Origin of the sequence: Polaromonas sp. CG_9.7, from assembly GCF_015752205.1 — a bacterium.
Classification (GTDB): Bacteria; Pseudomonadota; Gammaproteobacteria; order Burkholderiales; family Burkholderiaceae_C; genus Polaromonas.
The window spans coordinates 51,331-73,640 of record NZ_JADOVG010000009.1 but is presented as its reverse complement, the minus strand read 5'-3'; the positions used below and the strand labels follow the sequence as shown (position 1 = coordinate 73,640).

General features: G+C 57.6%; 20 protein-coding genes. 16 read left to right on the top strand and 4 right to left on the bottom strand.

Annotated features, from left to right (window positions below):
• From nuoI to IWX87_RS10860, 9 genes are read left to right on the top strand one after another with little or no spacing between them, the layout of a single operon-like run.
• Complete coding sequence (gene nuoI, locus IWX87_RS10900; RefSeq protein WP_029524391.1) at nucleotides 1-498, top strand: NADH-quinone oxidoreductase subunit NuoI; 498 nt, start codon at nucleotides 1-3, stop codon at nucleotides 496-498.
• Nucleotides 499-548: 50 nt separating this feature from the next.
• On the top strand, nucleotides 549-1,202 hold the full coding sequence (locus IWX87_RS10895) for an NADH-quinone oxidoreductase subunit J (RefSeq protein WP_196863547.1): 654 nt from the start codon (nucleotides 549-551) through the stop codon (nucleotides 1,200-1,202).
• The gene (gene nuoK / locus IWX87_RS10890) at nucleotides 1,202-1,510 is read left to right on the top strand and encodes an NADH-quinone oxidoreductase subunit NuoK (protein ID WP_036810385.1); all 309 of its coding nucleotides are present in this window, start codon (nucleotides 1,202-1,204) and stop codon (nucleotides 1,508-1,510) included. The genes IWX87_RS10895 and nuoK overlap by 1 nt, the downstream gene beginning before the upstream one ends.
• Nucleotides 1,511-1,517: 7 nt before the next feature.
• Nucleotides 1,518-3,542, top strand: coding sequence for an NADH-quinone oxidoreductase subunit L (gene nuoL / locus IWX87_RS10885; protein WP_196863546.1), 2,025 nt, complete (start codon nucleotides 1,518-1,520; stop codon nucleotides 3,540-3,542).
• Nucleotides 3,543-3,572: 30 nt separating this feature from the next.
• The gene (locus tag IWX87_RS10880) at nucleotides 3,573-5,048 is read left to right on the top strand and encodes an NADH-quinone oxidoreductase subunit M (RefSeq protein WP_196863545.1); all 1,476 of its coding nucleotides are present in this window, start codon (nucleotides 3,573-3,575) and stop codon (nucleotides 5,046-5,048) included.
• 19 nt (nucleotides 5,049-5,067) lie between these two features.
• Nucleotides 5,068-6,570 carry an NADH-quinone oxidoreductase subunit NuoN gene (nuoN, locus tag IWX87_RS10875; RefSeq protein ID WP_196863544.1) on the top strand — a complete coding sequence of 501 codons (1,503 nt, stop codon included), beginning with the start codon at nucleotides 5,068-5,070 and terminating at the stop codon, nucleotides 6,568-6,570.
• Nucleotides 6,571-6,572: 2 nt separating this feature from the next.
• Complete coding sequence (locus IWX87_RS10870) at nucleotides 6,573-6,875, top strand: DUF2818 family protein (protein ID WP_196863543.1); 303 nt, start codon at nucleotides 6,573-6,575, stop codon at nucleotides 6,873-6,875.
• Nucleotides 6,872-7,486 carry an NUDIX domain-containing protein gene (locus tag IWX87_RS10865; RefSeq protein WP_196863542.1) on the top strand — a complete coding sequence of 205 codons (615 nt, stop codon included), beginning with the start codon at nucleotides 6,872-6,874 and terminating at the stop codon, nucleotides 7,484-7,486. Before IWX87_RS10870 ends, IWX87_RS10865 begins: the two co-directional genes overlap by 4 nt.
• Before the next feature lie 21 nt (nucleotides 7,487-7,507).
• On the top strand, nucleotides 7,508-8,032 hold the full coding sequence (locus tag IWX87_RS10860; RefSeq protein ID WP_196863541.1) for a DUF1178 family protein: 525 nt from the start codon (nucleotides 7,508-7,510) through the stop codon (nucleotides 8,030-8,032).
• A 54-nt stretch (nucleotides 8,033-8,086) separates the two neighbouring features.
• On the opposite strand, the gene IWX87_RS10855 is transcribed toward IWX87_RS10860, so the two are convergent.
• Nucleotides 8,087-9,403, bottom strand: a complete 1,317-nt coding sequence (locus IWX87_RS10855) for a Glu/Leu/Phe/Val dehydrogenase (protein ID WP_196863540.1) — start codon at nucleotides 9,401-9,403, stop codon at nucleotides 8,087-8,089.
• A gap of 286 nt (nucleotides 9,404-9,689) precedes the next feature.
• Nucleotides 9,690-11,510: an ABC transporter transmembrane domain-containing protein gene (locus tag IWX87_RS10850; RefSeq protein ID WP_196863539.1), complete on the bottom strand. Its 1,821-nt coding sequence runs from the start codon at nucleotides 11,508-11,510 to the stop codon at nucleotides 9,690-9,692.
• 79 nt (nucleotides 11,511-11,589) lie between these two features.
• On the opposite strand from IWX87_RS10850, the gene IWX87_RS10845 reads away from it, so the two are divergent.
• The 4 genes from IWX87_RS10845 (at nucleotide 11,590) to IWX87_RS10830 (ending at nucleotide 16,755) form a co-directional block, all read left to right on the top strand.
• Nucleotides 11,590-12,120: a MarR family winged helix-turn-helix transcriptional regulator gene (locus tag IWX87_RS10845; protein WP_196863538.1), complete on the top strand. Its 531-nt coding sequence runs from the start codon at nucleotides 11,590-11,592 to the stop codon at nucleotides 12,118-12,120.
• 100 nt (nucleotides 12,121-12,220) lie between these two features.
• Nucleotides 12,221-13,696: an efflux transporter outer membrane subunit gene (locus IWX87_RS10840; protein WP_196863643.1), complete on the top strand. Its 1,476-nt coding sequence runs from the start codon at nucleotides 12,221-12,223 to the stop codon at nucleotides 13,694-13,696.
• 101 nt (nucleotides 13,697-13,797) lie between these two features.
• Entirely contained in the window at nucleotides 13,798-15,144 is a 1,347-nt protein-coding gene (locus IWX87_RS10835; protein ID WP_196863537.1) for an HlyD family efflux transporter periplasmic adaptor subunit, read from the top strand.
• A gap of 36 nt (nucleotides 15,145-15,180) precedes the next feature.
• Nucleotides 15,181-16,755: a DHA2 family efflux MFS transporter permease subunit gene (locus IWX87_RS10830; RefSeq protein ID WP_196863536.1), complete on the top strand. Its 1,575-nt coding sequence runs from the start codon at nucleotides 15,181-15,183 to the stop codon at nucleotides 16,753-16,755.
• A 118-nt stretch (nucleotides 16,756-16,873) separates the two neighbouring features.
• Here the strand turns inward: IWX87_RS10830 and IWX87_RS10825 are convergent, their stop codons facing one another.
• On the bottom strand, nucleotides 16,874-17,884 hold the full coding sequence (locus IWX87_RS10825) for an LLM class flavin-dependent oxidoreductase (protein WP_196863535.1): 1,011 nt from the start codon (nucleotides 17,882-17,884) through the stop codon (nucleotides 16,874-16,876).
• A gap of 417 nt (nucleotides 17,885-18,301) precedes the next feature.
• Nucleotides 18,302-19,726 carry an FAD-binding oxidoreductase gene (locus IWX87_RS10820; protein ID WP_196863534.1) on the bottom strand — a complete coding sequence of 475 codons (1,425 nt, stop codon included), beginning with the start codon at nucleotides 19,724-19,726 and terminating at the stop codon, nucleotides 18,302-18,304.
• 374 nt (nucleotides 19,727-20,100) lie between these two features.
• On the opposite strand from IWX87_RS10820, the gene IWX87_RS10815 reads away from it, so the two are divergent.
• The 3 genes from IWX87_RS10815 to IWX87_RS10805 all read left to right on the top strand — a co-directional run bounded on the left by IWX87_RS10815 (nucleotide 20,101) and on the right by IWX87_RS10805 (nucleotide 22,306).
• Nucleotides 20,101-20,496, top strand: a complete 396-nt coding sequence (locus tag IWX87_RS10815; RefSeq protein ID WP_196863533.1) for a nuclear transport factor 2 family protein — start codon at nucleotides 20,101-20,103, stop codon at nucleotides 20,494-20,496.
• 142 nt (nucleotides 20,497-20,638) lie between these two features.
• A complete protein-coding gene (locus IWX87_RS10810) occupies nucleotides 20,639-21,634 on the top strand; it encodes a TRAP transporter substrate-binding protein (protein WP_196863532.1) in 996 nt (331 codons plus the stop codon).
• 120 nt (nucleotides 21,635-21,754) lie between these two features.
• Nucleotides 21,755-22,306, top strand: a complete 552-nt coding sequence (locus IWX87_RS10805; RefSeq protein ID WP_196863531.1) for a TRAP transporter small permease — start codon at nucleotides 21,755-21,757, stop codon at nucleotides 22,304-22,306.
• The last annotated feature ends 4 nt before the right edge of the window (nucleotides 22,307-22,310 follow it).

Genomic DNA, 22,310 nt, shown 5'->3' with positions numbered 1-22,310 from the left:
ATGTCTGCTGTCGCATCCGTCAAGGATTTTGTCTCAAGTTTCATGTTGACCGAACTGCTCAAGGGCATGGCCCTGACCGGAAAATACATGTTCAGCCGCAAAATCACGATTCAGTTCCCTGAAGAAAAAACCCCATTGAGTCCACGTTTTCGCGGACTGCATGCATTACGCAGATACGAAAATGGAGAAGAGCGCTGCATTGCGTGCAAGCTTTGCGAAGCGGTGTGTCCGGCGCTTGCGATCACTATTGAATCGGATGTTCGCGAAGACGGCAGCCGACGTACATCGCGTTACGACATTGATCTGACCAAATGCATTTTTTGTGGATTTTGCGAAGAAAGCTGTCCGGTCGATTCCATTGTTGAAACACATATTCTGGAATACCACGGTGAAAAGCGGGGGGACTTGTATTTCACCAAAGAAATGCTGCTGGCCGTAGGCGACCGTTATGAGAGCGAAATTGCTGCCAACCGGGCGGCAGATGCCAAATACCGCTGAAAAATCGGCTCCATTGTTCGCTTTTGTAAGTAGAAAGAATCCCATTCAACATGGACGCTAAAACAGGTCTTTTTTACGTGTTTGCCGCAATACTGCTCTTTGCGGCGTTTCGCGTCATCACTGCACGCAATCCGGTGCACGCTGCACTTTTTCTGGTACTGGCATTTTTTCAGGCATCTGCTATCTGGATTTTGCTTGAAGCCGAGTTTTTGGCGATCACTCTGGTGTTGGTTTACGTGGGTGCTGTGATGGTGCTTTTCCTTTTCGTGGTGATGATGCTGGACATCAACCTGGACAGCGCAAGAAAGGGATTTTGGAAGCATTTTCCGCTGGCTGGAACAGTGGGCGCGGTTATTGCACTGGAAATGTCATACGTCTTGATGGGTGGTTTTCGTGAGCCGCCACAAGGTGCATCAGCCGCTGTGCCAGGCGACCTTGCGGCCCAGGTGTCCAACACCAAGGAATTGGGAAAGTTGCTTTATTCGCAATATATCTATCCACTTGAAATCGCAGCCGTGATTTTGCTGGTGGCCATTATTGCGGCTATTGCCTTGACCTTGCGTGAGCGCAAGGATTCTAAGCGAACCAATCCGGCAGAGCAGGTTCGTGTGAAGGCACAAGACCGTGTCAGGCTTGTCAAGATGAAATCAGTTGTTGCCGCACCTGACATTTTGCCTGCCGCATCGCTTGAGGAAAAAAAATAATGATGCTTACTCTTGGACATTTTCTTTCACTTGGCGCCATGCTTTTTGCCCTGTCTGTCATTGGTATTTTTTTGAACCGGAAAAATCTTATCGTGCTGCTCATGGCCATTGAACTAATGTTATTGGCCGTGAATATGAATTTTGTTGCATTTTCTTATTATCTGAATGACATGGCGGGCCAGGTATTTGTATTTTTCATACTGACTGTCGCGGCGGCAGAATCTGCCATTGGTCTCGCGATTCTGGTGCTGCTGTTCCGCAATAAATCCAGTATCAACGTCGACGACCTCAATACGCTTCAGGGTTGACAACAAGATGAGCCAAACCCTTTCTGCATCGACGTTGCTGGCCGTTCCGCTGGCACCTCTAACCGGCGCGCTGCTGGCCGGGATTCTTGGAACCACTTTTGGTGGCAACTGGATAGGACGCCGTCTCGCGCACACCCTGACCATTCTGGGTGTTTTTGTAGCCTTCATCATTTCTGCCATGACACTGCAAAGTGTCGTCGGTGATGGTGCGCGGTTTAACGAAACGCTTTACACATGGATGATGGTGGGCGACCTGAAGATGGAGGTTGGTTTTCTGGTAGATGGTTTGACCGCCATGATGATGTGCGTGGTGACTTTTGTTTCGCTCATGGTGCATATCTACACCATCGGCTATATGGAAGAAGATGCGGGCTACAACCGTTTCTTTGCCTATATTTCTCTGTTTACGTTCTCCATGCTGATGCTGGTGATGAGCAATAACATGCTCCAGCTGTTCTTTGGCTGGGAAGCGGTAGGCTTGGTTTCCTATCTGCTGATCGGTTTTTGGTTCAACAAGCCCAGTGCGATCTTTGCCAATATGAAGGCTTTCCTGGTAAACCGGGTCGGCGACTTTGGCTTTATTCTGGGGATTGCGCTGATTGCTGCTTACGCAGGTACGCTGAACTATGGCGAGGCTTTTGCAAAAGCCGACGAGCTTTCCAGGCTGACATTTCCCGGCACTGGCTGGATGTTGATCACCGTAATCTGTATTTGCCTGTTCATCGGTGCCATGGGCAAGTCGGCCCAGTTCCCCTTGCACGTCTGGCTGCCCGACTCCATGGAAGGTCCAACACCGATCTCGGCGCTGATTCATGCCGCGACCATGGTCACGGCGGGTATTTTCATGGTGGCCCGGATGTCGCCGCTGTTTGAACTTAGCGATACGGCGTTGAGTTTTATCATGGTCATTGGTGCCATCACCGCGTTGTTCATGGGCTTTCTGGGCATCATCCAGAACGACATCAAGCGGGTCATTGCCTATTCCACGTTATCTCAACTGGGCTATATGACCGTGGCGTTGGGCGCATCAGCCTACTCGGTAGCCGTCTTTCACCTGATGACCCATGCGTTTTTCAAGGCCTTGCTCTTTCTGGGAGCTGGCTCTGTGATCATTGGGATGCACCACAATCAGGACATACGTTGGATGGGTGGCGTGCGCAAGTACATGCCCATCACTTGGATCACCTTTTTGTTAGGTTCGCTGGCCCTCATCGGCACACCATTCTTTGCCGGTTTTTACTCTAAGGACAGCATTATTGAGGCTGTGGCCGAAAGCCATCTATGGGGCAGTGGCTTTGCTTATTTCGCTGTCTTGGCAGGTGTTTTTGTAACTGCTTTCTACTCTTTTCGGCTGTATTTCCTTGTCTTTCATGGCAAGGAACGCTACGACCAGAATCCTGATGCGCACCATGATTCACATGACGACCACAGTCATCACGATGCTAACCACGAACCCCATGAATCTCCGTGGGTCGTGACTTTGCCATTGGTTTTGCTGGCCATTCCGTCGGTCATCATCGGTTTTCTAACGATTGAGCCGATGCTGTATGGTGAATTTTTCAAAGATGCGATTTTTGTCAATCTGGAACGGCATCCCGCCATGGAAGAAATGGCTGCGCTGTTTCATGGGCCCCTCCAGATGGCAACGCATGGCTTGACTGCGCCTCCTTTCTGGCTCGCCCTGTGCGGTGTAGTACTGGCCTATTACATGTACATGGTCAATCCTGCCTTGCCTGCAGCCATCAAGCGCAACCTGAGCCCTATCTACACACTGCTCGAAAACAAGTACTACCTCGACTGGTTCAATGAAAACGTCATTGCACGGGGCATGCGTGGACTTGGTACTGTGTTTTGGAAGGTAGGTGACCAGATGGTGATTGATGGCGCGCTGGTCAACGGTTCCTGGAAGCTCGTTGGTTGGGTGTCCAGCATGGTCAGGCGCCTGCAATCGGGTTACATCTATCACTATGCCTTTGGCATGATTCTCGGCATTTTTGTGTTGATGACGTATTTCGTCTGGCTCAACCGATAAATACAATCTAGAAGAAGAAGGAAGAGAAAAATGGGATTGTTGAGCCTCGCCATCTGGGTGCCGATTTTTTTTGGTGTCGGTTTACTGGCCCTGGGTAAGGAAAGTCATGTGCGCACCGTTCGCTGGATCGCACTGATCGGCGCCACCATCAGTTTTCTGGTCACGTTGCCCCTGTATACAGGTTTCGAATTGGGCACGTCGGCCATGCAATTCGTTGAGAAAAGCAGCTGGATTCCACGTTTCAACATGAATTACCACTTGGGAGTGGACGGCATTTCGCTGTGGTTTGTGCTCTTGACGGCATTTATCAATGTGGTGGTCATCATCGCCAGCTGGGAAGCCATCACGACCCGTGTCAACCAGTACATGGCGTCCTTTTTGATCTTGAGCGGCCTGATGATTGGTGTTTTCGCAGCGCTGGACGGTATGCTTTTTTACGTCTTCTTTGAAGCTACATTGATTCCAATGTACCTGATCATTGGAATTTGGGGCGGACCGAACAAGATATACGCAGCCTTCAAGTTTTTCCTTTACACGCTGCTTGGCTCACTGCTGATGCTGGTTGCGCTTATTTTCTTGTACAACAAGTCGGGCGGTAGTTTCGACATTCTGGCGTGGCACCAACTTCCCCTTTCAGCCACAGCGCAGACCCTTCTTTTCTTTTCTTTCTTTGCCGCGTTTGCTGTCAAGGTTCCAATGTTTCCGGTGCATACCTGGCTGCCTGATGTCCACGTTGAAGCGCCAACCGGCGGCTCTGCCGTGCTGGCAGCGATCATGCTCAAGTTAGGCGCTTACGGATTTTTGCGTTTTTCAATGCCAATCGTGCCCGATGCTTCGCGCGAGTGGGCATGGTTGATGATTACCTTTTCCCTGATAGCCGTGATCTATGTGGGCTTGGTGGCGCTGGTCCAGCGTGACATGAAAAAGCTTGTAGCCTATTCATCGGTAGCGCACATGGGTTTTGTGACGCTCGGTTTTTTCCTGTTCAACGACCTGAGTGTTTCGGGCGGCATTGTCCAGATGATTGCACACGGGTTTGTTTCTGCCGCCATGTTCCTGTGTATTGGTGTGCTGTACGACCGTGTGCATTCGCGCGAGATTGCAAGTTATGGTGGCGTCGTCAACACCATGCCCAAGTTCGCAGCCTTTGCACTGTTGTTTGCCATGGCCAATTGTGGATTGCCGGCAACCGCAGGCTTCGTGGGCGAATGGATGGTGATTCTGGGTGCAGTCAAGTCGAATTTCTGGATTGGCATGGCGGCGGCTTCGGCACTGATCTCGGGTGCGGCTTACACGCTGTGGATGTACAAGCGTGTGTACCTCGGCCCTGTGACGAATGAAAAGGTCAAGAACTTGCTTGATATCAATAGTCGAGAGTTTCTGATGCTGGCGATGCTGGCTGTCGCAGTGCTCTACATGGGTATTTATCCCAAGCCGTTTACCGATGTGATGAACACGTCTGTGGCTGACTTGCTAAGGCATGTCGCGCTTTCGAAACTGAACTAAGAAAACTCAAAGAATTCAGATGATTGACAAACTCAGTTGGATCGCGGTTTATCCGGAACTTGTTTTATTGGTGATGTCCTGCGTTATCGCGCTGGTCGATCTGGGCGTCAAGACGCCACGACGCTCGCTCACCTATGGGTTGACGCTGCTGACCCTTGCAGTAGTAGCCATCATGGAAGCCAATACGGCACTCGGCGGACAGGTTTTTTATGGGTTTGGCAACATGGTGGTGGTGGACCCCATGGGCAGCTGGATGAAATGCTTTGCAAGCATTGCCTTGATGGTCACCATCGTCTATGGCCGGCCTTATGCCGCTGACCGCGACATGCTGCGCGGTGGTGAATTCTTTACGCTGAGCCTGTTTGCCTTGCTGGGCATGTTCGTGATGATTTCAGGCCATAACTTCCTGGTGCTCTACATGGGCCTGGAATTGATGGCGCTGTCCAGCTACGCACTTGTCGCCTTGCGCCGGGACGACGCGCAGGCAACCGAAGCCGCCATGAAATATTTCGTTCTCAGTGCACTGGCTTCCGGTTTCCTGCTTTACGGCCTTTCCATGCTTTATGGCGCTACCGGCTCGCTGAACATCAATGAGGTTTTCAACGCCATTGCCAGTCGGCAGGTCAAGCATCAGGTACTGGTATTCGGTCTGGTTTTCATTGTGTCGGGACTGGCTTTCAAGCTGGGAGCAGTGCCATTTCATATGTGGTTACCCGACGTTTACCATGGCGCACCGACTGCCGTCACGCTGATCATCGGCGGTGCACCGCAGCTGGCTGCATTTGCGATGACGATTCGCCTTCTTGTCGAAGGCCTGCTGCCGCTGGCGATTGACTGGCAGCAGATGCTGGCATTGATGGCGATAGGATCCCTGCTGATTGGCAACCTGGCCGCTGTGGCGCAGACCAACCTCAAGCGCATGCTGGCGTTTTCGACCATTTCCCAGATGGGCTTTTTGCTGCTGGGTCTTTTGGCGGGGGTGGTCAATGGCAATCAACTCAACACTGAATCGGCTTACAGCGCCGCCATGTTCTATGCCTTGACCTACGTACTGACCACACTTGCCGCTTTCGGCATCATTTTGCTGCTGGCCCGTAATGGGCACGAATCCGAAGAAATCACCGATCTTTCCGGGTTAAACCAGCGCAGCCCCTTGTACGCCGGTGTCATGGCAATGAGTATGTTTTCTTTGGCCGGACTGCCCCCGCTGGTAGGCTTCTACGCCAAGTTGGGTGTGCTGCAGGCCTTGATCTCGTCAGGCAAGACAAGTTATCTGGTACTGGCTGTCTTTGCCGTGATGATGTCGTTGATTGGTGCTTTCTACTACCTTCGGGTGATTAAAGTCATGTACTTTGACGCCCCTCACTCCCACAATGCGCAGCCAATCAATGCGCCGGCTGATGCCCGGATTGTGCTGGCCATCAATGGCGCGCTGCTTTTGGTGCTGGGCATTGCCCCAGGCGGTTTGATGGCCCTGTGTGCCCAGTCGATCAACAGCATCGTCAACTCGCTCGGAGTCTGAGGTTGGACCAGACTGTTTCGGTATGGCTGGTAGTAGTGCTTGCCTTGTTAATGGCTAACATGCCTTTTGCCAGCAATAGGCTATTTGCAGTCTACGCACTCAATTCGCCTAAAAATCTAGCCGTCCGGCTGGCAGAATTATTGGTTTGGTATTTGGTGGTGGGTGGCGTGGGCCTGTACCTTGAGCAGCGAAATGGGCAAATTGCACCTCAGGGCTGGGAGTTTTATGCGATCACAGGAACCCTTTTTCTGACGTTTGCCTTTCCCGGTTTTACCTACCGCTATTTGTTTAAGCACCGATCATGACGACTGAACCTAATACGCAGGACAGCGTTGCGGGTGACGTTTCTCAACTGGCTGAAATAAAAATCAGTTCCGACGAGATCCTTGCCGGGAATTTTCTTCAGATCTGCCGCGATACGGTCAGTCTTCCCGATGGACGGCATACCACGCGCGAATATGTGGTCCATCCAGGTGCCGTGATGATCATTGCGTTGCTGGATGACGGACGCGTGGTGCTGGAGCGCCAGTTCCGGTATCCGCTGCATGCCGTGATGGTCGAGTTTCCTGCGGGAAAACTTGATGCCGGCGAATCATCGTTGGCTTGCGCCAAACGCGAACTGCAGGAAGAAACGGGCTATACCGCGCGTGAGTGGGTCAAAGCAGGCGTGCTGCATCCGGCTATTGCTTATTCCACTGAATTCATCGACATCTGGTTTGCACGCGGATTGACACTTGGCGAGCAACAACTCGACAGCGGCGAATTTCTAGAGGTGTTCAGCGCGACACCTGACGAGTTGATGAAATGGTGCGCCAGCGGCAAGGTGACCGATGCCAAGACGCTCACCGGGATGCTGTGGTTGGCGAACATGTTGTCGGGTGCATGGACATTGCAATGGCAGGCAGCACAGCCTTAACGGTCTTGCCATACTGCGACCATGAAAGTCCTGAATCTACGTTGTTCGCGCCTGCATTCGTTTGAAGGCTGGTTCGGTTCGGAATGTGAATTCCAGGACCAGCAACAACGCGGTCTGATGGCCTGTCCCCTGTGTGCCGACACCAGCATTCAAAAAATGCCCAGCGCTCCCCGGCTCAATTTTGGCGGGCATTGCGCCCCTGAAACTGGCCCAAGCCGCACTGACCCTGAGGCGCCTTCCCATTCCAGGGGTAATTCTGTGTCGCAAGACCAAACGGCGCATACTAGTCAAGCAAAAAGCACGCTGTCGGAACCCGACCTTGCCGCACAGGCTGCCTTTTTGAACGCTTTGCGTCAAGTGGTGGCAGGGACCGAAGACATGGGCACGCGCTTTGCCGAGGAAGCTCGCAGAATGCACTATGGGGAAGTCGAAGCGCGCAGTATTCGCGGCCAGGCCAGCGCACGCGAGGCAGTGGAACTTTTGGAGGAAGGGATTGAGGTCCTCCCGCTGCCCATGCTCGCCGCCCTCAAGGAAACCCTGCAGTAGCAGGCCATCACACGGCAGGCCGTTTACGCCTGCCGTTTGACAACCTGGCAACCATCAGGGGTACAGGCCGCGCAGTTCGCGCGTATGCAGGATTCGCTGGCAGGCCACGATGAAAGTGGCTGTGCGCAGGCTGACCTTTTTTTCCTGTGCGACTTGCCAGACGGCTGCAAAGGCGGTCTTCATGATTTTCACCAGACGTGCGTTGATCTCGTCCTCGTCCCAGAAAAAGCTGGAAAAATCCTGCACCCATTCAAAGTAGCTGACCGTCACGCCCCCGGCATTGGCAATCACGTCGGGCAGCACCAGGACATTGCGTTCCTGCAGGATGTCGTCGGCTGCAGGGGTCGTCGGTCCGTTGGCGCCTTCAATGATCATGCGGGCCTTGATGCGGCCGGCATTGGCGGCGGTAATCTGTTGCTCCAGCGCTGCCGGAATCATGATGTCGCAATCGACGCCCCAGAACTCTTCGTCGGCGATGACGTCGGCATCGGCAAAGCCGGCCACGCTACCCGTGTTGGCCACATGCTGCAACAGTGCGGGAACATCCAGTCCGGCATCACTGAAAATCGTGCCGCCATGGTCCTGAACGGCAACGATGCGTGCGCCCGTTTCTGCAAACAGCTTGCCAGCCACACCGCCCACATTGCCAAAACCCTGCACGGCAACCCGGGCCGTGGCAATGTCCATTCCGATGTGCCGTGCCGCTTCCGTGCCTACTGTGAACACGCCGCGTCCGGTGGCTTCGCGCCGGCCCAATGAGCCACCCAGGTCAACAGGTTTGCCCGTGACAACGCCGGTTGCGGTGGAACCAGTGTTCATGGAATAGGTGTCCATCATCCAGGCCATGATCTGTTCGTTGGTGTTCACATCGGGCGCTGGAATGTCCTTGTTGGGGCCGATGATGATGCCGATTTCGCTGGTGTAGCGGCGCGTCATGCGTTCGAGTTCGCCGAGCGAGAGCTTTTTCGGGTCGACGCGAATGCCGCCCTTTGCGCCGCCGTAGGGCACATTGACGGCAGCATTCTTTACCGACATCCATGCCGACAGCGCCATGACCTCGGACAAGGTGACATCCTGGTGAAAGCGAACGCCGCCCTTGCCGGGCCCACGCGAAACATTGTGCTGCACGCGGTAGCCTTCAAAATGCGCCACCGTGCCGTTGTCCATGTGAATCGGCACATCGACTATCAAAATGCGCTTGGGTCGCTTGAGGGTTTCGGCCCAACGCGCCAGGCTTCCCAAATGTGGAATGACCCGGTCGACCTGCTGGAGATAATTTCCCCACGGTCCAAGGTTGTCGGCCTGAAGGTAGGACGGAAGGGACGAGCCCGCCACGATCGTACTTTCACCTTCAGCAGCATTTTGTGACATAAGAAATCCTTGTAAAAAAATTAAGGTAGCGCAGCTTAAAGCGCGCAACCTCGACTGTCCAAGGCCTACTTTATGCGTATTTATGCATTAAATGCATAGTTTTTGAAAATTGCCCCGAAATTCGTTCGGATGGCTAATTGGAACATTGCGTAACACTGGGCCGTTCGAAGAAGTTTCAATCAATAGCATGTCAAGTTTGTCAGCAGCCAGCCAGCCAGCCAGCCAGCCAGCCAGCCAGTCAGTCAGCAGTGCGGGGCTTCGTGCGAAACGTTTTCCCTGTGGGGGGTTATGCCACGAACTGAAGCGCAGCCAGACGCGCATACACCTGGTTGGTAGCCATCAGCTGTTCGTGACTTCCCTGTTCCACGATGCGGCCATGGTCGATCACGACGATCCGGTCGGCCTTCTTGACCGTCGCCAGCCGGTGCGCAATGACCAGCGTGGTGCGGTCCTTCATGGCGGACTCGAGCGCCGCCTGCACCATGCGCTCGCTCTCGGCGTCCAGCGCGCTGGTGGCTTCGTCGAGCAGCAGCAGTGGCGAATTCTTCAGCATCGCCCGCGCAATCGCGATGCGCTGGCGTTGTCCGCCCGACAGGCGCACGCCGCGTTCGCCCAGGAAGGTGTCGAAGCCTTCGGGCAGCGCGCTGATGAATTCGTGCGCAAACGCAGCCTGGGCTGCGGCCTTGACGTCCTCGTCCGTCGCGTCCGGCTTGCCGTAGCGGATATTTTCCAGTGCAGTGGTCGAGAAAATCACCGCATCCTGGGGCACCAGGCCGATGCGGCCACGCAGATCTTCCAGCGACATGTCGCGGGTAGCGACGCCGTCGAGTTCAATCCGGCCCGAAGCCGGGTCGTAAAAGCGCAGCAGCAGCTGGAACACCGTGCTTTTGCCCGCACCGCTGGGGCCGACGATGGCGATGGTTTCACCCGGCGCCACGCTCAAGTTGAAATCCACCAGCGCCGGCTGCGTGGGCCGGGAGGGGTAGTGAAACGTGATGTTTTCAAATTTAATAGCACTCCCTGCCCGTGTGACATGCGCAGCAAGCGGATTCGAAGGGGAAGTGACAGGGGACTCGCTGTCCAGCAGTTCCATCAGCCGTTCGGTGGCGCCTGCTGCGCGGAGCAGGTCGCCGTAGACCTCGCCGAGCACCGCCGCCGCGCTGGCCAGGATGATCACATAGACCACCGTCTGGCCCAGATGGCCGGCGGAGATGTCGCCGCGCATCACTGCCTGTGTGCCTTGGTACAGACCCCAGAGCAAAGCTGCCGAGGTGGCGATGATGATGAATGCCACCAGCACCGAGCGCGCTTTTGTGCGGCGAACGGCAATGGCGAAGGCATCGTCCGTGGACCGGTCGAAGCGTGCCGCCTCCCGGTCTTCGGCGGTGTAGCTTTGCACCACCGGAATGGCATTGAGCACTTCGGCGGCAATTGCGCTGGAGTCGGCCACGCGGTCCTGGCTGGCGCGCGAGAGCTTGCGCACGCGCCGTCCGAACCACATGGAAGGCGCGACGATCAGCAGCAGCGCACCAAGCACCTGCACCATTAAATAGGGGTTGGTGAACACCAGCATGCCCAGCGCGCCCACGCCCATGACGGCGTTGCGCAAACCCATGCTCAGCGACGAGCCCACCACCGTCTGCACCAGCGTGGTGTCGCCCGTCAGGCGCGACAGCACCTCGCCGGTTTGTGTGGTTTCAAAAAACTCCGGGCTTTGCCGGAGCACATGCGAATACACCGCGTTGCGAATGTCGGCCGTGACGCGCTCGCCCAGCCAGCTGACGGTGTAGAAGCGCCCGGCCGAAAAAAGACCCAACGCAGCCGCCACGCCAAACAGCTCGAAAAAATGGGTTCGTAGCGCCATCAGTTGCTCGCCTTTGTCGGCCGCGCCCATGCCGCCGTCGATCAGCCCGCGCAAGGCCAGCGGAAACACCAGTGTCGCCACGGCGGCCATCACCAGGAAAAGCACTGCCAGGCCGATGCGTCCTGAATACGGCCGCAGAAAAGGAAGCAGCCCCGACAGCGACCGGGGCGATCCCTTGGCGGGCGGGGAATTTGGAAGGATTGAAGTGCGGGAGGGAAGGGGCGTCGCGGTGGAAGTAACCATGAGGGTTATTTTATCGTTAAAGCTTGGCATTGCAAACACAGGCTTGACAATAGTTGCCCAAGCAAGTATTATTCAGGTTATGGATTCAACCTACAATTCCGCCCCTCGCCAAGAAGCCTCTGCCAGCCCTCCGGCTGATTTCTACCGTGCAGAAAGCTACACGCCTGACGACAGCATTGGCTACATGATGCGACGCATCATTTCCCTGGTCGCGCAAGGCGTCGAGCGCGAACTCGAACCCTCGGGCCTGACCAATGCGCAATGGGTGCCCATGTTCAAGCTCTACATGGGCTGCGCTTCGACTGCTGCTGAACTGGCGCGCCAGTGCGAGCTTGACGCCGGCTCGATGACGCGACTGCTGGACCGTTTGGAAGCCAAGCAACTGTGTAGCCGCATCCGTTCGTCAGACGACCGGCGGGTGGTCAACCTGGAACTCACCGATGCGGGACGCGCGGCAGCTCAGGAGATTCCTGCGGTTCTCTGCGGCGTACAAAACGCATTGCTGGCCGGTTTTTCGGCCGAAGAATGGGAAATCCTCAAAAGTTACTTGCGCCGCATGCTGGACACAGCGCAAACGCTTCACGCATCGACAGAAAAAAATGATAAATAAATCCCCAACTTTCTGTGACGAAGAACGCGCACAGGCTTGCACCGAACTGGCGTGCACCCCCGGCGGGGCTGCCTTGCCCGTGTGGCGCGCCTCGGTGCGCATGGCGCTGGTGTCTGCGGCCAGCGTGGTGGCGGCCGGCTTGATTGCCACTGGCATGGTGGGGTGCGCCGACATGTCGGGCATTGCGCCGCAGGCGAGCCTGCGGGATGCCGCGTCGCTCGGTCTGGGAACGATGGTTGCCCAAGCCCAGCCGCAGACAACGGTGGCGACTGAATGGTGGCGCGACTTTGGCGATGAAACGTTGAACACCCTGGTCGCCCGATCGCTTGAAGCCAGCCCGAATTTGAAGCTGGCGCAAGCCCGTCTGGCGCGTGCGCAAGCCGTCACGGAAGTGGCTAATGCCGCCATGCTGCCGCAAGTCAATGGCCAACTCGATCTGACGCGCCAGCGCTACACCGCCAACGGCGCAGTGCCCCCGCCGCTGGCCGGTTCGATCCGTGACAGCGGAACAGCGCAGCTGGCTGCCAGCTGGGAGCTTGACTTTTTCGGCAAGAACCGGGCGGCGCTCGATGCCGCACTGGGCAGCGCCAATGCGGCCGAGGCCGATGCCCAGGCGGCCCGCGTGCTGCTGGCCAGCCAGGTCGCCCGAAGCTACTTTCAGCTGGTGCGGTTGAACGAGCAGTCCGCCGTGGCGCGCCGCACGCTGGCGCAGCGCGAACAAACCCTCCAACTGGTCACTGACCGCGTCAATGCCGGCCTCGACACGCGGCTGGAGTTGCGCCAGAGCGAAGGCGGCCTGCCCGAAGCGCGCCTGCAACTGGAGGTCATTCAGGAACAGATGGCGCTGACACGCAACGCGCTCAATGCACTGACGGGTCAATCAAATACTGCTTCTGCGCTTATTCCATCAGCACAATCAGCTATTAAAAATGTAGTGCTTGCAGCGGTGATTCCCGCTGACCTGCTGGGCCGCCGCGCCGACATTGCCGCTGCGCGCTGGCGCGTCGAAGCGTCGTCGAGCGATGTGGCAAATGCCAAAACCCAGTTTTACCCAAACATCAACCTGGTCGCTTTTGCCGGTTTTTCCAGTATTGGCCTGGGCAATCTGCTGAACTCGGGCAGCCAGCAATGGGGCGTCGGTCCGGCCATACGCCTGCCGATTTTCGAGGCTGGCCGGCTGCGCGCCAGCCTGCGCGGCAAAACGGCTGATCTGGATGCTGCCGTCGAAAGCTACAACGCCGCTGTGGTCGACGCGGTGCGCGATGTTGCCGACCAGGTGGCGTCTTCCCAAGCCATCAGCCGTCAGCAGGCCGAACAGCACGCGGCGCAGGATGCGGCCGAAAGTGCCTACGACATCGCCGTGCAGCGTTACAAGGCCGGGCTCGGCAATTACCTGAATGTGCTGACGGCCGAAACCAGTGTGCTGGCCCAGCGCCGGCTGGGTGTTGACCTGGCGGGCAGGGCGCTCGATACGCAAGTCGCGCTGATTCGCGCGCTGGGTGGCGGTTATGCGTCCAAGTCAGTGCCCGCCGCGCAAGAGAATTCAAAAATCATAGCTGTCAGTGCCCGTCCCTAAAGCGCAAACAGCCTGTCTGACCAATAAAACAACTTTGGCCAACCGTTTCTGAACAGCGCTGCAGCCGCGCAAGCCATTTCCAACACACATTGAACGACACCATGAACGCACCCCAAGTTCCTGCTTCTTCCGCTAACCCGGCCAACTCCGCTTCCCCCAGCCCGGACGCGCCCGTCCAACGGCCCGGGGGCAATCCCAAGCGCAAGAAGGCGCTGACGGCGCTTGCCAGCATCGTGGTCGTCGCCGGCCTGGGCTGGGCGGCTTATGAATACCTGGTGGCCAGCCATTACGAATCGACCGACAACGCCTATGTCCAGGGCAACATCATCCAGATCACACCGCAAATCGGCGGCACTGTCGTGGGGCTGATGGCCGACGACACTGACTTTGTCAAGGCCGGCCAGCCGCTGGTGCAGCTCGACCCGGCCGATGCCCGCGTGGCACTGGACCAGGCCGAAGCCGCACTGGCCCAGGCGGTGCGCCAGGCGCGCACGGTGTATGCCAACAACGGCCCGCTGAGCGCGCAGATCACGTTGCGCAATGCCGAGGTGAGCAAGGCCAACAGCGACATCGCGCGCGCCGCCGACGACCTGGCGCGCCGCCAGTCGCTCGCCGGCAATGGCGCGGTGTCCAAAGAAGAACTCGGTCATGCGCAAACGCAACTGGCCAATGCAAAAAGCGCGCTGGCGGCTGCGCAGGCCGGCGTCGTGGCCGCACGCGAACAGCTTGCCAGCAACCAGGCGCTGACCGACGGCACGGCCATCGAGCAGCATCCCGCGGTGCTGGTGGCGGCGGCCAAGGTGCGCGAGGCATTTCTGGCTTCCCAGCGCACCGCCCTGAGCGCGCCGGTCGATGGCTATGTCGCCAAGCGCACGGTGCAGTTGGGCCAGCGGGTGGCTGCCGGCATGCCGCTGATGGCGGTGATTCCGCTGAACGAGGTCTGGGTGGATGCCAACTTCAAGGAAGTGCAGTTGCGCGATATCCGCATCGGGCAGCCGGTGACGCTGGTGGCCGACCTGTACGGCAAGAAGGTGGACTACCGCGGCACCGTGGCCGGCCTGGGCGTGGGCACCGGTGCGGCGTTTTCGCTGCTGCCAGCGCAAAACGCCACGGGCAACTGGATCAAGGTGGTCCAGCGCGTGCCGGTGCGCATCGCATTGGAACCAGCCCAACTTGCCCAACATCCCCTGCGGGTGGGCCTGTCGATGGAGGCCGAAGTCGATATCAGCAACAAGGAAGGCAAGGCGCTGGCCGATGCGCCACGCGATGCCGCCCAGTCGCACACTCAGGCGTTTGCCATGCAAGACGATGCCGGCGACGAGGAAGTCAGGCGCGTGATTGCCGCGAATTCCGGACGGTCCGTCAAGACGGGCAAGACGGTCAACACCGACGGCAAAGCGTTGGTTTCTTCGTCACTTGCCGGCGGACAGGCTGCGCTGCCACATTGATCAGACTGTTTTTCATAACGTTCCGTCAAGGCTTTCATGGCGACTGCAACCCCCTCCGCATCCGATTTCCTTCCGCCGCCGCCGCTGAGTGGCTCGGCCCGCATGTGGGGCACGCTGGCGCTGTCGGCCGCCACCTTCATGAATGTGCTCGACACGTCGATTGCCAATGTGTCGCTGCCGGCCATTGCGGGTGACCTGGGCGTCAGCCCGACCCAGGGCACCTGGGTGATCACCAGTTTTGGTGTGGCCAACGCGATTGCCGTGCCGCTGACCGGCTGGTTGTCGCAGCGTTTTGGCCAGGTTCGGCTTTTTACCACCAGCATCATCCTGTTCGTGATCATGTCCTGGCTGTGCGGACTGGCGCCGAACATGACCACGCTGATTTTTTTCCGCGTGTTGCAGGGGCTGGTGGCCGGTCCGATGATTCCGCTGTCGCAGGCGCTGCTCCTGTCCAGTTATCCGAAAGCGCTGGCCGGGACGGCGATGGCGCTGTGGTCCATGACCACGCTGGTCGCGCCGGTCATGGGGCCATTGCTGGGCGGCTGGATCACCGACAACATTTCGTGGCCGTGGATTTTCTACATCAACATTCCCGTGGGTTTTGGCGCGGCCTTCATCACCTGGAGCATTTTCCGAAACCGGGAAAGCCAGACCCGCAAGCTGCCTATCGACTCGATTGGTCTGGCGCTGCTGGTGATCTGGGTCGGCGCACTGCAGATCATGCTCGACAAGGGCAAGGAACTGGACTGGTTTCATTCTGGCCAAGTCATTGCGCTGGGTATTGTGGCGCTGGTCGGGCTGATCGCCTTTGTGATCTGGGAGCTGACTGAAGAGCATCCGATTGTGGACCTCAGCCTGTTCAAAAGGCGCAACTTCTGGGCCGGTGCGCTCGCGCTTTCCGTCGGTTATGGCCTGTTTTTCGGCAATGTGGTGCTGCTGCCGCTGTGGCTGCAGCAATACATGGGCTACACCGCCACGCAGGCCGGCATGGTCTTGGCGCCTGTCGGGGTGTTGGCCTTGCTGCTGTCACCGCTGGTTGGCAAGAACATCGGCAAGACCGACCCGCGCCACTTTGCCACCGTGGCGTTCGCCGTGTTTGCGCTGGTGCTGTGGATGCGCTCGAACTTCAACACCCAGGCCGACATGGGCACCATCTTGATTCCGACCGTTATCCAGGGTGTGGCGATGGCCTGCTTTTTCATTCCACTGGTGACCATCACGCTGTCGGGCCTGCCGTATGACAGGATTCCTGCCGCTTCGGGGCTGTCCAACTTCGTGCGTATCCTGGCCGGCTCGTTCGGCACCTCGATTGCCACCACGGTCTGGCAAAACCGTGCCGCCATGCACCATTCGCAACTCAGCGAGTATGTCAACCCGGGCAGCGTGGCTGCCAACACTGCACTTTCCGGTCTGGCCAGCGCCGGGCTGTCAGCCGAGCAGGCGCTGGGCGCCATCAACCGGCTGGTTGATCAGCAGGCTTACATGCTGGCCGCCAACGACGTGTTTTATGCGTCAGCGCTGATCTTTTTGCTCTTGATTCCGCTGATCTATCTGACGCGGCCGACACACGCAGGCGCGGGCAGTGCCGACGCAGCGGCCGGTGCGCACTGAAGAGAGCTTTTTCAGTCAGTCAAGCATCAAACAGGCCGCTTGCGCACAGTGGGTATGCGCGAGCAGCTATTTATTAAATAGCAACACTGCACGACGCCTTGAAAACCTTGGTTGAAAGTCAGGCCGTTTGGGCCTGCAGCGCGGCAGCGGCAATGTCCAGCGAGCGCAGCCGCAAAGCCGGATCGTAGATGTCGCAAACCAGCATGAACTCGTCGGCGTTCGTGGCCTCGGCCAGTGCGCTCAGTCCTTCATGCACCGTGTCGGGGCCGCCAATCACGGCGGCGGCCAGAAAATCGCTGATGGCTGCGCGCTCCTGCGGATGCCGCTGGGACAGGAAATTGGCCGTCGGCGGCAGCAGGCCGCGCCGCTCGCCCGTCAGGATGCCGAGCACGCGCTGATAGGTGCTGCTGGCCAGGTAATCTGCTTCCTCGTCGGTGGGGGCGGCGATCAGCGGCACGCCAATTGCCACGTAAGGCTTGGCCAGTGTGGACGACGGGCGGAAGTGCTGGCGGTACAGGGCAATTGCCTGCAGCAGCATGCGTGGCGCGAAATGCGAGGCAAACGCATAAGGCAGGCCACGCTCGGCAGCCAGTTGCGCTGAAAACAGGCTCGAACCCAACAGCCAGATCGGCACATTGGTGCCGGCCCCGGGCATGGCGATCAGGCGCTGGCCGGGTTGGACTGGTCCCAGCAGCCTCTGCAGCTCGGCCACGTCCTGCGGAAAATCATCTGCCGTCTCGGTGCGTTCGCGCCGCAGCGCCCGCATGGTGGCCTGGTCCGTGCCAGGCGCACGGCCCAGGCCCAGGTCGATGCGGTCCGGGTACAGCTCGGCCAGCGTGCCAAAAGCCTCAGCCACCACCAGCGGTGCATGGTTGGGCAACATGACGCCGCCCGAGCCAACGCGAATCGTGTGCGTGCCGCCGGCAATGTGGCCTACCAGCACGGCAGTGGCCGAGCTGGCAATGCCCGGCATGTTGTGGTGTTCAGCCAGCCAGTAACGGACAAAGCCGAGCTGCTCGGCATGCTGCGCTGTGCGCAAGGCAATCGCCAGCGCATCGGCCACCGAGCCGCCTTCGCGGACCGAGACCAGATCGAGCATGGACAGGGAAATGGTGTGGAGGTCTTTCATGAAATTGATTGTCGTGCGTTGTGCCGGACGGTGCTGGAGTGGGGTTTGTCGCGGTTCCGCCTGCCCCACCACGAGACAGTAAACGTTTGACTCCAGGCGCTTGATGGCCAATGACAGCCCGGCAATCCGCAATGCATTGGTCCATGCTGACCGTTTGATTGACCGCACTACAGCGCATGGGGTATTTTGAGCTTGGCCAAAAAATAGAAAAAGTCACGCGTTTACGGCTACATAACCAGAGCAAAAGGTTTGTTTGCCGCGAACCGAGACAACACTGGAAAAATCCAGAACTCCTCAATAGTCGTCGTTAGACGATGGCGCCTCGTCATGGGGTGTCGTGTTGGCCCTCGTTGCGCTGGAAGCAGATCACCTGAGTGTTTTGGACATGCAGGTGTCTTTGCCTTGTGAAATGCACGTTCAGATTTTTTCGTCGCGCAGCCAGTACCACTTGTAGAGGAAAAACTGGCCGAAGCGGCGAAAAGGCGCGAAAGCTTCCGAACGCACCATGTTCAAGACATTCGGGTATTCAAGTGGCGAGTTGTAGATCGGCAGGTTGAACACCTCGCGGCCAGCGTCCTTGCCTGCAACGCGCTCGGCAATTCGCTTTCCCGCCCAGGTGGATGCGGCGACACCGTTGCCGCCATAGCCTAGCGCGTGCCATACGGTCTCTTTCGGGTCCGGGCGGGCAATTCGCGGCATCATGTCGTGGCTCACGTCGACCCAGCCCCACCACGAGTGGTCAATCTGGATGCCGGCCAGCGGGGGGAATTTCCGCGCGATCGCGTCGGTGAGCAACTTCAAATGCACCGGGTCTTCGGCATCGGCGCCTGTGATCGAGCTGCGGCTGCCCAGCTGCAGACGGTTGCCTTCGAGCAGACGGTAATAAAAGCGCAAGGTGCGGGTGTCCGTCATGAAGGTCTTGGAGTGGAACTGGCATGCCGCCATCTCGGCGTCAGTCAAGGGGCGCGTCACCACCGAATTGGAGAGGATGGGCAGGATTTTGTTTTTTAACGTGGGTGTGAGGTTTTGCCCGGTATAGCCGCCGGTACACACCACCACACGCTTGGCACGCACGACACCGCCGGGCGTTTGCAGGTGATGCACGCCGTTGACCGTTTTCCAGCCTTGTACCGGGCTGGCTGGGTGCACTTTCACACCCAGCTCACGCGCTTTGCGGATCAAGCCGAAGGTGAATTTCAAGGGGTGGATTCCCACGCCTTCTTCTTCAAACATGGCGCCCAAGTGCTCGCGCTCGTCGCAGTGTTGTTCGCGCACTTCCTGCGGCGTCAGCATGCGCGTCTTGTAGCCAAACACCTCGTTGCGCACGCGCATCATCTCGCGCAGGTAGTCGAGTTTTTTCGGGCGGTGCGCCATGTAGAGGTGGCCGCCGTCAAAGGCCTCGCACTCGATTTCTTTAGTCAGCACCTTGAAGTTTTCAAAGCCGGTGCGCACTTCGGTGTCAAGCCGCTTGGCCACTTCCAGGCCCCAGCGCTCGATCCACTGCGAACGACTCAGGCGGCCATTGGCATTCTGCCCCTGGCCGCCGCTGCGGCTGGAGCAGCCCCACGAGGTCTGTGCCGCTTCGAGCACGGTCGCGACAATGCCGTGTTCACGTGCCAGGTAAAGCGCGGTGGACATGCCGGTGGATCCCGAGCCGATCACGACCACGTCAGCATCGACGTCGCTGCGGATCGGACCATCGTCCGGTGGCGGGCTGCCCGCCGAGGCGACCCAGTAGCTGGGCGCATATCCGGTGCCTTGGCCGGGCGTGGCGTTCACCAGCGGATCGTAGGTGGGTTCATAGGGCCGCATCAGGTGGCCGCCATTTGTTGTCGAGTTCATGAATTGTCTCCGGAGTTTGTAGCGAGTGCGCAGGGCTGTCGGCAAGAGTTGGTGGCACGACAGCGTGCAGGTCTTGAAAATCATGTTCTTTTGACCACACCGAAGCGTAGGATAGGCAGGAGAGGCGAACTCTGGTTAGGACCAGTTGCAACCATTCCATGGAACCAGCAATGGCTTCGCGAATAACCCAAAAAAAGACTGTTTAGGGTTAACCCATGTGCTTGGCTCTAACGATTCTGCGAGGCTGGTTCTACAGCCCGAAGTGGTTTGGCTTCAACAATACAGTCCGCTCGCAAACAGGTTGCACTGGCGACAAACGTCGAATCCCGATGTCGCGACATGCGAAGACCTTGACACAAACCGCAGGAGACAAGATGACAGCGCCACAAATGACCATCACACCGCAAACCCTCGCCGCCTTTGCAGACGCCTGGAATCGTCACGACCTTGACGCCCTGATGAGCTTCATGCACGACGACTGCTTGTTTCATGCCGTGGCGGGCCCGGATTTGCTGGGTCGCACTTTCAGTGGCCGTGCTGAAGTCAGCGACGGATTCAAGGCTGCCTGGACCAACTTCCCCGACGCCGCCTGGCTTGATGGCGAACACTTCGTTGTGGGCGATCGGGGCGTGTCGGAATGCACCTTCAAGGGTACCAAGGCCGACGGCTCGCGCATTGAGGCCCGCATGGTCGATGTATTCACCTTCAAGGATGGCAAGATTCTGGTGAAGAACGCCTACCGCAAAGACCGTCCGGCACTGGCCGCTTGAGTTAGTCCGCATTTATCGTTCAGCACAGTTTTAAGTTGGACCGAAGCGGAGCGCAATCTCCAAAATTTGGTCTGATTCTTGCGTTATCAAGATCGGCATCAAGTCGACGGTTTTTTTGCCTTAATCATCTTTGGAGATTTTCATGAAATTCAAAACCACCACCCTGGTATCGTTACTGGCAGCCTCTTTCGTCTTAGTGGGTGGCAGTGCGTTGGCCACCACGTTCAAGGTCGCCGTGGGCGATGCCCAGGGCAGCGCCCAATGGGAAATGGCCAACAAGTTCAAGTCGTCCTTTGAAGCCAAGACCGCTGGCAAGCACAAGATCGACCTGTTCCCCAATGGCCAGCTCGGCAGCGAAGAAACCACCATCAACAGCGCTTCGATGGGCACGCTGGACTTTTCCGTTTTGGCGATCAACAACGTGACGCCGTTTTCTCCTACCGTGGGTGTGCTCACACTGCCTTATGTGATCCAGAGCGCTGAAGAAGCCAAGAAGCTGGTGACTGGCGATGTCGGCAAGGAACTCACTGCCAACACCGTACGCGATGCGGGTGTGCGTATTGTCGGCTGGACCTTCACTGGTTTTCGTGTATTGACCAACTCGAAGAAGCCGGTGAAGACCCTGGCGGATCTCAAGGGCCTGAAGATCCGTGTGCCCAAGAATGAAATCATGATCGCCTCCTACCAGGCATGGGGTATCAATCCGACGCCCATGGCATGGTCAGAAACGTTCACTGCTTTGCAGCAAGGCGTGGTCGATGGCCAGGACAACCCGTACATCACGGTGAGTTCGATGAAATTCAACGAAGTGCAGAAGTACATCACCAACATCCGCTATGTGTTCTCGCTCGAACCCATCATCGTCGGCGAGGGCTTGTTCAAGAAGCAGCCAGCCGATGTGCAGAAAGCGATTCTGGATGCCGGTGCCGAAGCCACCGAACACAGCTACAAGTGGCTGGCTGAGACCGAAGACAAAATCAAGAAAGAGCTGACAGCCAAGGGCATGCAGATCACCGACCCGGCCGATAGCGAAAAGGAGTGGATTGCCAAGGCCACGACGACAGTGTGGCCGCAGTTCTATAAAAGCATTGGCGGCAAAGACAAGCTCGACAAAGTTCTGAAAACTTTGGGACGTTGATAGCTTGAGAGCAGCGGCCACCCGGTGTGGCTGCTTTTTTTTATGAATTTGTGTTGCAGTGCACGTCATGAACGCGCCTGCCCTGGCGCTCTTTGCGCGCTGTTTGTTGAGGAAAATGCCATGACGCTCCTGCGCAACTCGCTGGCCTGGTTAAACGATATCGAGACACTGCTGTGCGAGTGGTTGCTTGCACTGTTTGTGGTCCTGCTGTTCGCGCAAATCGTCTCGCGCCAAGTGTTCAACCACTCGCTCGCCTGGTCAGAGGAGCTGTCCACCTATATGTTCGTCTGGTTTGCCTATCTTGGCGCCGTGGTAGCGGCCAAGATGTCGGCGCACAACCGGGTCACGGTGCATTTTCAGTTCATGCCCAAGTGGCTGGCCACGACGCTGCTGACTGTGGGCGATCTTCTCTGGGTCGCCTTCAACATGTATTTCGTCTGGCTCAGCTATGACTTCGTGTTCAACCGCATGAACCTGTTCTGGAAGTCGCAGACGCTGGGTGTGCCGATGAAATACATCTACATGATTTTGCCGATTGCTTTCACCCTCATGTCGATCCGCGTGCTGTGGACTATTTACCTGCGCGTCGTCAAAGGCGAGGAGTTGCTGGATCCGGAAACGGCCGGGATCAAGAAAATGCAGAAGAACAATGACGCGCGGGCCACAAGCTGAACGC